This is a genomic window from Dermacoccus sp. BD5, assembly GCF_044878485.1.
GTDB classification, from domain to species: Bacteria; Actinomycetota; Actinomycetes; order Actinomycetales; family Dermatophilaceae; genus Dermacoccus; species Dermacoccus nishinomiyaensis.
On record NZ_JANJER010000014.1, the window covers coordinates 1 to 13105 of the forward strand.

Below are 13105 nucleotides of genomic sequence, written 5' to 3' on the forward strand. Positions count from 1 at the left end.
GGGGCGCCCGCCCCCCCCCCCCCCCGGGGGGCCCCCGGCGGCGCCCCCCCCCCCCCCCCGCGCGGGCCCCCGGGGGGGGGGGGGGGGGGCCCCCCCCGGGCCCGGGGGGGGGGTGGGCCCGGGGGCCCGCCACGACGAGGCGACGCTCGTAGGTGACGACGCGAGCCTCGGCCAGCGCGGCGCGCACAACGTCGCCGTAGGCCCGCACGAGCCCTCCGGCGCCGAGCAGCGTGCCGCCGAACCAGCGCGTCACGACGGCGACGACGTCGCTCAGACCCGAGGCGACGAGCGCCTCCAGCATCGGCGCGCCCGCCGTGCCCGACGGCTCGCCGTCGTCGTTGCTGCGCCGCACCTGACGCTGGGGGCCGAGCACGAACGCGCTGCAGTGATGGCGCGCGTCCCAGTGCTGCTTACGAGCGGCCTCGACGACGGCCCGTGCGGCCACCTCCGACGCGTCGTCGTCACCCGCCCCCACCGGCGTCAGTTCACACAGGAACCGCGAGCGCTTGACCTCGATCTCGGCGATGGCCGGGCCTGCGAGGGTGGTGAACCGAGACGTCGTCATGTCCGGCGACGATACCGGGCGCGATGATGCGAAACGACGACGCGGAACGTGGCGCCCCCGTCGCGTGCACGTCAGAATGGGGGCATGACGTCGCGCCATCTGCCCGCATCCGCTCGCGCCCTCGTCGTCGGTGGCGCCTGCGTGCTCGCCGTCGCCGCGGGGTCGTCCTCTCCCGCCGCCGCCATCACGCGCAGCCCGGGTGTGAGCTCGAGCAGCACCGCCGGGGCGTCCGAGGGAGCTCAGGAGTTGACCGTGCAGACCGCCACGGCCTCCCCGAGCACCGTCAAGGGGCCGACGACGCCGACGGTCGACGAGCCCGGCGACAACGAACCTGCCCTCGTCCTGGGTGGTTTCGGCCTCGGCGCGCTCGCCCTCGCGGGAACGTTCGTCGTCGCCCGGCGGCGTGTCGTCGACGATCCAGGCTCGGCCACCACCCACACGGAGTGAGACCGGTCACTCATGGCCGCGCGAGGCGCCCGGCGATCCGCGTCGATGGGCGGAAATCAACGCACCTGAGGTAGCGTTACTCCCACGACAGAAACTTAGGATCCCCAGGGCCCTCCGCCTGACGTCCGCACGCCCGCGTGCGGGGTGATGACGGCCGCCCTGGCAACACGACAGAGGGGGTCTCGCCATGGGGCGCGGCCGGGCCAAAGCCAAGCAGACCAAGGTTGCACGCGAGCTCAAGTACTTCTCGCCGGACACCGACCTCAGCGCGTTGGAGCGAGAGCTCCGTGCCTCGCGCAGCGCGAACGAAACGCGTCAGGCGCAAGCCGACGACGAGGGCGACGAATATGACCGCTACTCCAAGTGGGCGTCGGACGACGACTGACCACGACGAGCGCGCAACCCGCTTCTTCTTGAGTTGACGTGAACGAGAGCCTCCATCCCATCGGGACGGAGGCTCTCGTCGTGCTGACTTTTGCGTGGGCCGGCGACGAGCGCCGAGCTCGAGGGGCTCGAGCGCCCGTGCTCACGCGTCAGGCGTAGCTGCCCACGATCTGGCAGGCGCCGGCGTCGACGCCCTTGGCGCCGGAGATGATCTCTGCCTCCGCGGCGTCGAGGTTCTCGGTGCGTGCGATCTCGCCCATGCGCCATGCGGGCAGGTCGAGTTCGGCGCACACCTCGATGGCCGTCGCGGCCTGCTCGGCGGGCAGCACGGCGACGAAGCCGACGCCCATGTTGAGGGTGCGTTCGATGTCATCCTGGGGCACGTTGCCGACGCGCTGGGTGACGTCGAAGACGGCCGGCGGCGTCCACGTCGAACGCTCGATGCGCGCGCCCATGCCCTTGGGCAGGACGCGGGCGACGTTCGCCGCCAGGCCCCCGCCGGTGACGTGGGACAGCGCGTGGATGTCGACGCCGTCGGTGCGGATGAGGCGCAGCAGGTCGGCAGCGTAGACCCGCGTCGGTTCGAGCAGCTCCTCCCCCAGCGCGCGGCCGAACTCCTCGACGTGCTTGTCGTAGCCCCACCCGGCGCTCGCGTAGACCTTGCGCACGAGCGAGTAGCCGTTGCTGTGCAGGCCGCTCGCGGCGAGGCCGAGGACGACGTCACCCTCGCGCACCGACTCGGGAAGGATGAGATCGGCCTTGTCGACGACGCCCGTCGCGGCGCCCGCGACGTCGTACTCGTCCGCGGCGAGCAGGCCCGGGTGCTCGGCCGTCTCCCCACCGATGAGGGCGACGTTCGCCTGACGGCACGCGGCGGCGATGCCCTTGACGATGGCCGCGATGCGCTCGGGCACGACCTTGCCGGTCGCGATGTAGTCGGTCATGTAGAGCGGCTCCGCGCCGCACACGACGATGTCGTCGGCGACCATGCCGACGAGGTCGAACCCGATCGTGTCGTGCGTGTCGAGCGCCTGCGCGATTGCCACCTTCGTGCCGACGCCGTCCGTCGACGTCGCAAGGATCGGGTGCTCCATGCGCGCGAGGGCGGAGGCGTCGAACAGCCCAGCGAACCCGCCGAGGCCGCCGAGCACCTCGGGGCGCTGGGCCTGCTTGACGGACGCCTTCATCAGCTCGACGGCCTTGTCGCCGGCCTCGACGTCGACGCCGGCGCCGGCGTAGGTGATGGGTTCGTTGTGCTGGGTCATCGTCGTCCTTCGAGGTGCGAGGTCACGGTGCGGGCGCGGCGCCGCCGTCAGTGCTGCGGCGGCGCGGGAGGATCGAGAGGCGTCGGTCAGTTCGACGTGTGCCGACGGGCCGGGCTGACGGCGGCGCCCCCGGCGGGCGAGACGCCGTCGGGGTTGGTGCGGGCGAGGTCGATCGACTCGTCCTGGCCGAGGTCGGCCGTACCGACCGTCGTCGGATCGACGCCGCCGAACTCGACAGGCAGCTGCAGCTCGAGCAGGCCCTTGCCGAGGCGATCATCAGCGGGCAGCTCGACGGGGTAACGGCCCGTGAAGCACGCGGTGCACAGGTTCTCGCGGGGCTGCCCGGTGGCGGCGATCATGCCGTCCTCGCTGATGTAACCGAGCGAGTCGGCACCGAGAGACGTCGCGATCTCGTCGACGACGAGGCCGTTGGCGATGAGTTCGGCGCGCGTCGCGAAGTCGATGCCGTAGAAGCACGGCCAGCGCACGGGCGGGCTCGAGATGCGCACGTGCACCTCGGCCGCGCCGGCCTCGCGCAGCATCCGCACGAGGGCGCGCTGGGTGTTGCCGCGCACGATCGAGTCGTCGATGACGACGAGGCGCTTGCCCTTGATGACGGGCTTGAGCGGATTGAGCTTGAGGCGGATGCCGAGCTGGCGGATCGTCTGGCTCGGCGCGATGAACGTCCGCCCGACGTAGGCGTTCTTCACCAGGCCCATGCCGTACGGAATCCCGGACTCCTCGGCGTACCCGATCGCGGCGGGCGTCCCGGATTCCGGTGTCGGCATGACCATGTCGGCGTCGACGGGGAACTCACGCGCGAGCTGACGACCCATCTCGACGCGGCTCTCGTAGACCTCGCGGCCGGCGATCGTCGTGTCGGGACGGGCGAGGTAGACGTACTCGAAGACGCAGCCCTTCGGCTCGGGCTCGGCGAACGTCGTCGAGCGCAGACCGTCCGCGTCGATGGCGATCATCTCGCCCGGCGCGACCTCGCGCACGTAGCTGGCGCCGACGATGTCGAGCGCCGCCGTCTCGCTCGCGACGACCCAACCGCGCTCCAGGCGGCCGATGACGAGCGGGCGGATGCCCTGCGGGTCACGCGCGCCGTAGAGCGTGTTCTCGTCCATGAAGACGAAGCAGAACGCGCCCCGCAGGTGAGGCAGCAGGGCGAGGGCCGTCTTCTCGAGGCTCGTGTCGAACTGAGCGCCGAGCAGCGCCGTCACGAGCGCGGTGTCGGTTGTGTTGCCGCGACGCAGCTCGCCGAAGGTGTTGCCGAGCTCGCCGTGGATCTCTTCGAGCTTCTCGCGCAGCTCGGCGGAGTTGATGAGGTTGCCGTTGTGCGCGAGCGCCACGGTGCCCGCCTCGGTGTCACCGAGCGTCGGCTGCGCGTTCTCCCAGGTGGAACCACCCGTCGTCGAGTACCGGCAGTGGCCGATCGCGAGGTGGCCGCGCAGGGAGGCGAGGCTCGTCTCGTCGAACACCTGGGAGACGAGGCCCATGTCCTTGTAGACGAGCAGGCTCTTGCCGTCGCTCGTCGCGATACCTGCCGACTCCTGGCCGCGGTGCTGCAGCGCGTACAGGCCGTAGTAGGTGAGTTTCGCGACCTCTTCACCCGGCGCCCAGACCCCGAAGACGCCACATGCGTCCTGGGGGCCCTTCTCGCCGGGATGGATGTCGTGTGAGAGTTTGCCGTCGCCGCGTGCCACAGACATCAGTCTTTCACGACCTGAGCCGCAGCGTGCATCCTACGGGCAGCCGGGCGCCGGGGCGCAGGACGCATACGGGCGTCAGGAACGACGGTCGGCGACGACGAACGCGAGGCCGCCGAGCAGCGTGCCGAGGGCACCGAACAGGACGACGAGGTAACCGGTCGATGACGACGCCGTGTAGTTGCCGCCGTCACCGCCGTCGAGGGAGACGAAGAGGCCCGCGAGGGCTCCGATGACGGCGCCCGTCAGCAGGAACGGCATGACGCGGGGCGCACGACGCACGCGAGCGAGGGGCACGCCGTCGCGGTTCATGGCCGGACGTTCGTCGGCGCGCACCTCGTCATGTGCCGGGCGTGGGGCCTCCGACGCCGGGCGGGCGTCGTCACGGGTGTCGTGGCGGCTCTCGTCGCGCTCGGCGGTTTCGGTGCGGGGTTCAGGCGTGCTCACCCCACCACGGTAGCAACGCCCGCGGGCGCATCACGACGCGGTAAATCCCGGCCCGGCGCAAGTGACTCGGCGGTAGGGTGGCCACAGAAATGTGTGCTCGTACGACTGATGGGACGCGACCGTGAAGTGGTTCATCCTCGAAAACGTCATCCTGCTGCTGGCTCTGATCGCCTACCTGCTCATGCGCGACCCGAAGAAGGGCGCGCCGAAGCGCCCGGGTTCGGTCGGCATCCACGGAGTGAACGGCAAGAACAAGATCGGCCATAACGACTCCGTCGACGAAAGCGTCGAGACGCCTGACGCGAAGGCCGCGGCCACCTCCGAACTCGAGGAGAAGCCTGCGAAGGGTGCCGCAAAGACGGCCGACGAGGTGAAGACCGGCGCACCGAAGAACGAGACGGCCGAGCAGCAGCCGGCCGCCCAGGACGCGCCCGCGAAGACGGAGGCTCCCGCGCCGAAGAACGCGCCGTCCAACGGCCAGAAGGCTGCCGCGGCCGGTGCTGCGGCGGCTGCCGGTGGCGCTGCGGCAGCGGCCGACGACTGGGATGCCGCCCCGGCTCCTGCTCACGAGACGCCCGCCGCGCCCGCCGCATCGAGTGGTGACGACTGGGATGCCCCCGCTCCGGCTCTCGACGCGACCGCTGCCCCGGCCGCGCCGTCTCAGGCTGCGAACGCCGCGCCTGCCGCATCCGGCGGCGACGACTGGGACGCCCCCGCCCCCGCTCTGGACGACTCCGCCCCGGCCGCCGCTGCGCCTGCCGCGTCCGGTGGTGACGACTGGGACGCTGCTCCCCCGGCTCTCGACGACTCCGCTCCCGCCCCCGCTGCGCAGCCGCAGCAGACCCCGGAAGCCACCCAGGCACCGCAGGCCACGCCCGCCGCCTCCGGTGGTGACGACTGGGACGCTGCTCCCCCGGCTCTCGACGACTCCGCCCCCGCTGCGCAGCCGCAGGCAGCTGCGCCGGCAAGCGATCCGGCCCAGGCCGAGACCCCCGCACCGGCCCGGGACACGGCGACGAGCCAACCTGCCGCGGCCCCGGCACCCGCACCGGCGTCGTCGGGTGGCGATGACTGGGGAACGGAGCCGCTGCCGCTCGACCAGCTCGACTCGCTCGCCCCGGCAGCGCCCGCAGCGACGGACGAGAAGGCTGCCACTGCGGCCGCGTCCACCGCTGCTGACTCGACCCCGGTCGCCCCGGCTGCTCCCGAAGCTGACGGCGAGAAGGCCGCTGCCGAAGCAGCATCCACCCCGGCGGCGGACTCGACGTCGACTCAGGGCGCATCGACGAGCACGAACGACACGACGACTGACGCCGCCACCCGCCCGTCCGAACAGGCCGCTGACACCACCGACAACGGCACGTCCGGTGCTGCGGTTGCGGCCGGTGTCGCGGGAGGGTCGGCCGCCGCTGCCGCGATGGCGTCGGGCCGCTCGTCGGACGACACGGCGACCGACGCGTCGGACCGTTCCGCGGAAGCCGACTCGACCGCGACGCAGACGCAGTCCAAGCACGCGGGCTCGGGAGCGCAGGACGCCGCCGCGTCGGCACCCGCCACGACCCCTGCTGCGCCGAAGCCCTCGGGCGGCGACGATTGGGGCACCGAGCCGCTGCCGTTGGACCAGCTTGACCAGTTCGCTCCGGCGACGACAGACGCGGCCGCAGCGCCTGCGGAGTCGGCCGGTGTCGGTGTGAGCGAGCCCGTCGCCGACCCGTCCACGTCGACGACCGGCGCTGCGTCGAACGCTGCCACGACGACGGTGGCGCAGCCGCCGGCGACCGAGGATGCCGCGAGCGCCTCGCAGACGGCGGTCGAGGCCGACGTACGCACCGACGACGCCGCTCAGCCACTGCAGGACTTCACGTCCGACGAGCTGGCTCACGACACGGCTTCATCGAGCGAGTCGGGGCAGTCGCCGCAGGGCGCCGGTTCGCCGTTGCAGGCTGCTCCCACGGCGGCTGAGGTCTCGGCTGCCGAGGTGGCTGACGGTCCCTTCGGCCCCGGCTCGGCCGAGCCCAACGAGGACGGTTCGGCACCGTCGCCGGCGTACACGATCAAAGGCAACGCGGACACGATGCTGTTCCACACGCACGAAAGCCCGAGCTACGAGCAGACCGAGGCCGAGGTGTGGTTCACGAGCGTGGACGCCGCCAAGGCCGCGATGTTCCGCCACTGGGACCCCGCTCAGCGCTGATCGACTCGGCTCCTGAAGATGGCCGCTCACCTCGAAGGTGGGCGGCCATCGCCGTTCTCGGCCGCCTGACCGAGCCCTTCGGCACCCTGCGCACATCGCGCGGGTCCGCACACGCTCCCCTGACAGCAAGATGGCGAGTAGCTCACACGTCGGCAGGTAACTGCCCGCCGACCTGTGAGTTTCCCGCCATCCTCCAGGCTCCGTTTGCCTCCCGGGCGGGGCGGGGCCCCGGCCACCTCCGCGGCCGGCGCTGCTGGCCAGCCCGGCACCGTTGCGAGTCCCGTCAGGCTGGGACGAGCGGCAGTTGGGCCGAGACGTCGGCGCGCTGCCCCGACGTCCGCAGGCGCCCCTCGGAGCGGGCGGCGTCCCACGTCAGGCGGCCGGTGGCGAGTTCGAGCCAGGTGACGGCGTCGGTCTCGATGACGTTCGGGGGCGTGCCGCGCGTGTGGACCGGGCCCTCGATGCACTGGACGGCGCCGAACGGCGGCACGCGCACCTCGACGGTGCGGCCGGGCACCTGGATGCCGAGCTCTTCGAGCGTGTAGCGCACGGCGAGGGCGGTGGTGGGTCGTGCCGTGTCAGCGGGGTTCGCGGCCCAGGCGAGGACGGCGGCGCGACCCGCTTCTGGCGCGATGCGGCGACGAGGTGGCATGCGCCCCATCCTAGGGGCGCCCTCCCCTTCCGCGATTCTCGTTCCCATCGGCGAACCACGGACACGTCGGCGATTCCTGTCCACCTTCGCGATTCCTGCCTCCATCGGCGATTTCCGTCCACATTCGCACCGCCTACATTGGTCGCATGGCTCGCCGACGCATCCCCACGACTGCCCCTGAGACCGCCGCCGGCGACCCCTTCGAGTTCATCACCGACGAGCGCGGCGGCGTCACCGTCATGCGCGACGGGCACCCACAGTCGCACGTCCACCCGGACGATCCGACGCTGCTGGAGTTCGAGTACGTCCAGCACTTCGCGCTCGTGCTCGACGCGCTGACGCCGCCCGTGCCGTCCCTGCTCGGCGTCACGCACGTCGGCGGCGCAGGACTGACGTTGGCACGCTACGTCGAGGCGACCCGCCCCGGGTCGCCGCAGATCGTCCTCGAGCCCGACGTCCGCCTCACCGACGCCGTCCGTCGCGAACTGCCGCTGCCCCGCACGCATCGCATCCGGGTACGGCCGGCTGACGGCGCCTCGGGCGTCGCAGCTCTCAAGGACGACTCGGCCGACGTCATCGTCCTCGACGCATTCGCCGACGGACGCGTGCCGGCCGAGCTGGTCAGCCCGACGTTCGCGGCCGACGTCGCGCGTGTGCTCAAGCCGGGTGGCGTGTTCATCGCCAATCTCGCCGACGAGCCAGGGTTCGCGTGGACATCACGCGCCGCCGCGACGTTCACCGCCGTGCTGCCACACGCCGTCATTGTCGGGGCGCACGAGGTGCTCAAGGGCAAGCGCTTCGGCAACGTCGTGCTGGCCGCGTCGGCCGATGCCAGCGCCCTCGACCTCGACGCCGTCACCCGCGCCGCCGCTCGTGCGCCCCTGCCGACGGGCGTCCGGCGCGGCGCCGAGCTGGCACGGATGTTGCGGGCGGGCGCCCCTTTCACCGACAACGACGCGGCACGCTCCCCCGTCCCGCCGCAGCTCGGTGCGTGGCGAGTGCGCTGACGCCTGCGAGCGTGACACGATCGGCTGCACCGCCACGACGAAGGAGAACGATGCCCGAGGGTCACGTCACGCACCGCATCGCGGGGATGATGAACGACAACTTCGCTGGGCGAATCATCAAATCTTCCTCTCCCCAGGGCCGATTCGCCGAAAGCTCCGCGCGCATCGACGGCCGTGCCTTCGATCACGCCGAGGCCTACGGCAAGCACATGCTTGTCGCGTTCGAAGGGCTCGACGAGCGCGTCAACATCCACCTTGGTCTGCTCGGAAAGTTCTTCTGGACGTACGGTGTCGAGCCCGTCGAGGCGCCGATCACCGGCGCCATCCGGTGGCGTCTCGGAGCATCGGCCGACGACGGTGATGCGCGCGGCAGTGTGGTCATGGATCTGCGTGGCCCCAACGTCTGCGCGCTCAAGACTCCGGACGAGGTGGCGGCGATCGTCGGCAAGCTCGGGCCCGACCCGTTGCGCACGGACGCCGACCCTGACGTCGCGTGGGTGCGGATCCGCCGCACGTCGACGCCGATCGCCGCGCTGCTCATGGACCAGAAGGTGTTCAACGGCGTCGGCAACATCTACCGAGCCGAGGTGCTCTTCCGCCACGGCCTCGACCCGAAGATGCCGGGGAAGTTCCTGCGCCGCACCGAGTTCGACGCGATCTGGGCGGACCTCGTCGCGCTCATGCCGCTCGGGGTACGCGACGGCCGCATCGACACCGTCCGCGACGAACACTCGCCCGAGATCATGGGGCGTTATCCGCGCGTCGACAAGCACGGCGGCGAGGTCTACGTCTATCGACGCGCGGGGCAACCGTGCCTCGTCTGCGGCACGCCCGTGGCACTCGAGGAGTTCGCGGGCCGCAACCTGTTCTGGTGCCCACGCTGCCAGCCGCATCACCGCCGTCGCACGCCCAACCCGTGAGGGCCGCAATCCCGCATGGCAGAGTTTCAGACCCCGACTCGCCAGTTGAGAGCCGCAATCCCGCATGGCGCAGTTTCAGCCCCAATCCGAGCAGCCGAGCCGAGATGGGGCACCGCCCGGGCCCGCACCTCGTGAACACGCCGAGAGGCCCATTCCTGGTTCCAGGAATGGGCCTCTCGAACGACCGCGCACCAACCGTCAGCGATGCGCAGGCCGTCAGCCGAAGATCTTTCGCAGCGGCACCTGGTGCGTCTCGGAGAGCTCGGCGACCGGGATCGAGAACAGGTCACCGACGGCGAGCGCGCCGCCACCCGTCTCGCCGATCTTCGCTGCGGCTACACCGGCCTTCGACGCGAGCGCCTCGAACGCCTCGACGTGCTCCGGTGCCACCGCGACGAGGGCGCGAGCGGCCGACTCGGAGAACAGCGACACGAACGCGTTGTCGGTGAACGACACCGACGCACCGACACCATGACGCATGACGCCTTCAGCCAACGCGACCGCGAGACCGCCGGACGACAGGTCGTGAGCCGCGGCGAGCAGGCCGTCACGGGCACCGTCGATGAGCACCGACGCGAGCGCCTTCTCGTTCTCGAGGTGCACCATCGGCGGCGGGCCCCCGAGGTGGCTGTGCACGACGCCGGCCCATTCGGAGCCGTCGAGCTCGTCGCGCGTCTCCCCGAGCACGTAGAGCGCGAGGCCCGCATCCTTCCACGCCGACGGCGTGCGCTTGCTGACGTCGTCGAGCACGCCGAGGACGGCGACGACGGGCGTCGGGTGGATCGCGACGTCACCCGTCTGGTTGTAGAACGACACGTTGCCGCCCGTCACGGGAGTACCGAACGCGCGGCACGCCTCGATGATGCCGTCGACGGCCTGGCTGAACTGCCACATGACGCCCGCATCCTCGGGCGAGCCGAAGTTGAGGCAGTCGGAGACGGCAAGCGGCGTCGCGCCGGCGGCCGCGACATTGCGGTACGCCTCCGCGACGGCGTGCTGCGCGCCGATGAACGGGTCGAGCTTCGCGAAACGGCCGTTGCAGTCCGTCGAGAGCGCGACGCCGAGCCCGGTGCCCTCGTCGACGCGCACGACGCCGGCGTCGTCAGGCATGGCGAGCGCCGTGTTGCCCATGACGTAGCGGTCGTACTGGTCGGTGATCCACGACTTGTCGGCGATGTTCGGCGAACCCAGCACCTGCAACAGCTGCGCGCGCAGCTCGTGGCCCGACGCCGGTCGGCGCAGCAGCGACGACACGTCGTCCTGCATCGCGTCAAGGTACTCGGGTCGCGCGAGCGGGCGCTCGTAGACCGGCCCGTCGTGCGCGACGGAGCGCGGCGGCACGTCGACGACGACGTCGCCGTGCCAGGTGATGACGAGGTTCTCACCGTCGGTGACCTCGCCGAGGACGACGGCCTCGACGTCCCACTTCTCGGCGATCGCCATGAACGCGTCGAGCTTGTCTGGCGCGACGACGGCCATCATGCGCTCCTGCGACTCGGACATGAGGATCTCCTCGGCCCGCAGCGAGCTGTCGCGCAGCGGCACGCGGTCGAGTTCGATGTGCATGCCGCCGTCACCGGCGGAGGCGAGTTCGGATGTCGCGCAGGACAATCCGGCGCCCCCGAGATCCTGGATGCCCTCGACGACGCCCGCCGCGTACAGGTCGAGGCAGCACTCGATGAGCACCTTCTCGGCGAAGGGGTCGCCGACCTGGACGGCGGGTCTCTTCGTCGGCCCTTCGGAGTCGAACGTCTCGGAGGCGAGCACCGAGACGCCGCCGATGCCGTCGCCACCCGTCTTGGCGCCGAACAGCACGACCTTGTTGCCCTGGCCTGCGGCCTTGGCCAGGTGCAGATCCTCGTGGCGCAGCTTGCCGACGCACAGCGCGTTGACGAGCGGGTTGCCCTGGTAGCAGTCGTCGAAGACGACCTCGCCGCCGATGTTCGGCAGGCCGAGGCAGTTGCCGTAGCCGCCGATGCCGGCTACGACACCGGGCAGGACACGCGCGGTGTCGGGGTGGTCGAGCGCGCCGAAGCGCAGCGGATCCATGACGGCGATCGGGCGCGCACCCATCGCCATGATGTCGCGGACGATGCCGCCGACGCCGGTCGCGGCGCCCTGGTAGGGCTCGATGTAGCTCGGGTGATTGTGGCTCTCGACCTTGAAGGTGACGGCCCAGCCCTGACCGATGTCGATGACGCCGGCGTTCTCGCCGATGCCGGCGAGCTGCTTGCCGCGCGGCGTCTCGCTCGGCAGGTCGCCGAAGCGGCGCAGGTGCGTCTTCGACGACTTGTACGAGCAGTGCTCGCTCCACATGACGGAGTACATCGCGAGTTCGGCGCTCGTCGGGCGACGCCCGAGGATCTCGCGGATGCGCGCGTACTCGTCGTCCTTGAGGCCGAGTTCGGCCCACGGCTGCTCGACGTCGGGCGTCGCCTCGGCCTTGCTCACCGTGTCGAGGCCGTCCGTCTTCGGTGCGGCGATGATCTGGCTGTCGGCGCTGAAGCCCTCTTCGGCAGCGGCGAGCTGGCCCGGCTCCGGGCTCGTGTTCATCTCAGTCATCAGTGCTGTCTCCTCAGACGCTCGCGAGCGCCGTGATGGCGGACGTGAAGAAGGCGAGCCCGTCGGTCGAGGGGCCGAAGCCCTCCTCGACGCAGTGCTCGGGGTGCGGCATGAGGCCGACGACGTTGCCGCGTTCGTTCGTGACGCCGGCGATGTCGCGGTACGAGCCGTTCGGGTTGCCCTGCAGGTAGCGGAAGACGACCTGGCCCTCGCCCTCGAGACGGTCGAGCGTCGCGTCATCGGCGACGAAGCAGCCCTCCCCGTTCTTCAGCGCGATGGTGATCTCCTGATCGGCCGTGAAAGCGTTCGTCCACGCGGTGGAGGTGTTCTCGACACGCAGCACCTGGTCCTTGCACAGGAACTTCTGGTGGTCGTTGCGGATGAGCGCGCCGGGCAACAGATGCGATTCGCACAGGATCTGGAAGCCGTTGCAGATGCCGATCACCGGCATGCCGCCCTGCGCCGCGGGGATCAGCTCATCCATGACAGGGGCGAAGCGCGCGATGGCGCCGCAGCGCAGGTAGTCGCCGTAGCTGAAACCGCCCGGCACGACGACGGCGTCGACGCCCTTGAGGTCGGCGTCACCGTGCCACAGGTCGACGGGGTCTCCCCCGGCGAGGCGGACGGCGCGCTTCGCGTCGTGATCGTCGAGCGAACCGGGGAAGGTGATGACGCCGATCTTCACTGCTCGTCCTTCAGGTCGTGCACGCTGACGACGTCCTCGATCACGGGGTTGCTCAGCAGCTTGTCGGCCGCCTCACGCGCCGCAGCGAGGTGCGCGTCCGTCACATCACCGTCGACGGCGAGGACGAAACGCTTGCCCTGGCGCACGTCGGTGAACTGCTCGAAACCGAGGCGCGGCAGCGCACCGGCGACGGCCTGACCCTGCGGGTCGAGGATCTCGGACTTCAGCATGACGTCGACGACGACGTGGCCCATGGGTTCTCCCT

General features: G+C 71.0%; 13 protein-coding genes. 5 read left to right on the top strand and 8 right to left on the bottom strand.

Features of this window, described 5'->3' with window-relative positions; genetic code table 11:
- A partial coding sequence (locus tag NQ706_RS10750; RefSeq protein WP_404360904.1) for an IMPACT family protein occupies window positions 1-664 on the bottom strand: 664 nt, incomplete at its 3' end.
- On the opposite strand from NQ706_RS10750, the gene NQ706_RS10755 reads away from it, so the two are divergent.
- The gene (locus NQ706_RS10755) at window positions 650-1012 is read left to right on the top strand and encodes a hypothetical protein (protein WP_038569388.1); all 363 of its coding nucleotides are present in this window, start codon (window positions 650-652) and stop codon (window positions 1010-1012) included. The genes NQ706_RS10750 and NQ706_RS10755 overlap by 15 nt on opposite strands.
- A gap of 187 nt (window positions 1013-1199) precedes the next feature.
- Window positions 1200-1397: a DUF3073 domain-containing protein gene (locus NQ706_RS10760; protein WP_006943260.1), complete on the top strand. Its 198-nt coding sequence runs from the start codon at window positions 1200-1202 to the stop codon at window positions 1395-1397.
- 148 nt (window positions 1398-1545) lie between these two features.
- Here the strand turns inward: NQ706_RS10760 and purM are convergent, their stop codons facing one another.
- The 3 genes from purM to NQ706_RS10775 form a co-directional block, all read right to left on the bottom strand.
- Complete coding sequence (purM, locus tag NQ706_RS10765; RefSeq protein WP_038569390.1) at window positions 1546-2661, bottom strand: phosphoribosylformylglycinamidine cyclo-ligase; 1116 nt, start codon at window positions 2659-2661, stop codon at window positions 1546-1548.
- Window positions 2662-2747: 86 nt separating this feature from the next.
- A complete protein-coding gene (gene purF, locus NQ706_RS10770) occupies window positions 2748-4370 on the bottom strand; it encodes an amidophosphoribosyltransferase (RefSeq protein WP_051806155.1) in 1623 nt (540 codons plus the stop codon).
- A gap of 81 nt (window positions 4371-4451) precedes the next feature.
- The gene (locus NQ706_RS10775) at window positions 4452-4820 is read right to left on the bottom strand and encodes a hypothetical protein (protein ID WP_006943257.1); all 369 of its coding nucleotides are present in this window, start codon (window positions 4818-4820) and stop codon (window positions 4452-4454) included.
- 121 nt (window positions 4821-4941) lie between these two features.
- On the opposite strand from NQ706_RS10775, the gene NQ706_RS10780 reads away from it, so the two are divergent.
- Entirely contained in the window at window positions 4942-7014 is a 2073-nt protein-coding gene (locus tag NQ706_RS10780) for a hypothetical protein (protein WP_051806157.1), read from the top strand.
- Between the two features lie 283 nt (window positions 7015-7297).
- On the opposite strand, the gene NQ706_RS10785 is transcribed toward NQ706_RS10780, so the two are convergent.
- Window positions 7298-7666 carry a sterol carrier family protein gene (locus tag NQ706_RS10785; RefSeq protein WP_038571587.1) on the bottom strand — a complete coding sequence of 123 codons (369 nt, stop codon included), beginning with the start codon at window positions 7664-7666 and terminating at the stop codon, window positions 7298-7300.
- Between the two features lie 146 nt (window positions 7667-7812).
- Here NQ706_RS10785 and NQ706_RS10790 point away from each other — a divergent pair, with 146 nt between their 5' ends.
- Both NQ706_RS10790 and NQ706_RS10795 read left to right on the top strand, forming a co-directional pair.
- On the top strand, window positions 7813-8673 hold the full coding sequence (locus tag NQ706_RS10790) for a spermidine synthase (protein WP_051806159.1): 861 nt from the start codon (window positions 7813-7815) through the stop codon (window positions 8671-8673).
- A gap of 50 nt (window positions 8674-8723) precedes the next feature.
- Entirely contained in the window at window positions 8724-9593 is an 870-nt protein-coding gene (locus NQ706_RS10795) for an Fpg/Nei family DNA glycosylase (protein ID WP_038569395.1), read from the top strand.
- Between the two features lie 216 nt (window positions 9594-9809).
- Here the strand turns inward: NQ706_RS10795 and purL are convergent, their stop codons facing one another.
- The 3 genes from purL to purS are packed head-to-tail and all read right to left on the bottom strand — an operon-like array spanning window position 9810 to window position 13094.
- Window positions 9810-12155, bottom strand: a complete 2346-nt coding sequence (purL, locus tag NQ706_RS10800; RefSeq protein ID WP_081873738.1) for a phosphoribosylformylglycinamidine synthase subunit PurL — start codon at window positions 12153-12155, stop codon at window positions 9810-9812.
- Between the two features lie 13 nt (window positions 12156-12168).
- Window positions 12169-12840: a phosphoribosylformylglycinamidine synthase subunit PurQ gene (gene purQ / locus NQ706_RS10805; protein ID WP_038569400.1), complete on the bottom strand. Its 672-nt coding sequence runs from the start codon at window positions 12838-12840 to the stop codon at window positions 12169-12171.
- Window positions 12837-13094, bottom strand: a complete 258-nt coding sequence (gene purS, locus NQ706_RS10810; protein WP_038569404.1) for a phosphoribosylformylglycinamidine synthase subunit PurS — start codon at window positions 13092-13094, stop codon at window positions 12837-12839. The genes purQ and purS overlap by 4 nt, the downstream gene beginning before the upstream one ends.
- Window positions 13095-13105 lie beyond the last annotated feature (11 nt).

Coding starts and splice junctions, on each gene's coding strand:
- NQ706_RS10755 (WP_038569388.1), top strand. CDS start 650: ATGACGTCGCGCCATCTGCCCGCATCCGCTCGCGCCCTCGTCGTCGGT.
- NQ706_RS10760 (WP_006943260.1), top strand. CDS start 1,200: ATGGGGCGCGGCCGGGCCAAAGCCAAGCAGACCAAGGTTGCACGCGAG.
- purM (WP_038569390.1), bottom strand. CDS start 2,661: ATGACCCAGCACAACGAACCCATCACCTACGCCGGCGCCGGCGTCGAC.
- NQ706_RS10785 (WP_038571587.1), bottom strand. CDS start 7,666: ATGCCACCTCGTCGCCGCATCGCGCCAGAAGCGGGTCGCGCCGCCGTC.
- NQ706_RS10790 (WP_051806159.1), top strand. CDS start 7,813: ATGGCTCGCCGACGCATCCCCACGACTGCCCCTGAGACCGCCGCCGGC.
- NQ706_RS10795 (WP_038569395.1), top strand. CDS start 8,724: ATGCCCGAGGGTCACGTCACGCACCGCATCGCGGGGATGATGAACGAC.
- purL (WP_081873738.1), bottom strand. CDS start 12,155: ATGACTGAGATGAACACGAGCCCGGAGCCGGGCCAGCTCGCCGCTGCC.
- purS (WP_038569404.1), bottom strand. CDS start 13,094: ATGGGCCACGTCGTCGTCGACGTCATGCTGAAGTCCGAGATCCTCGAC.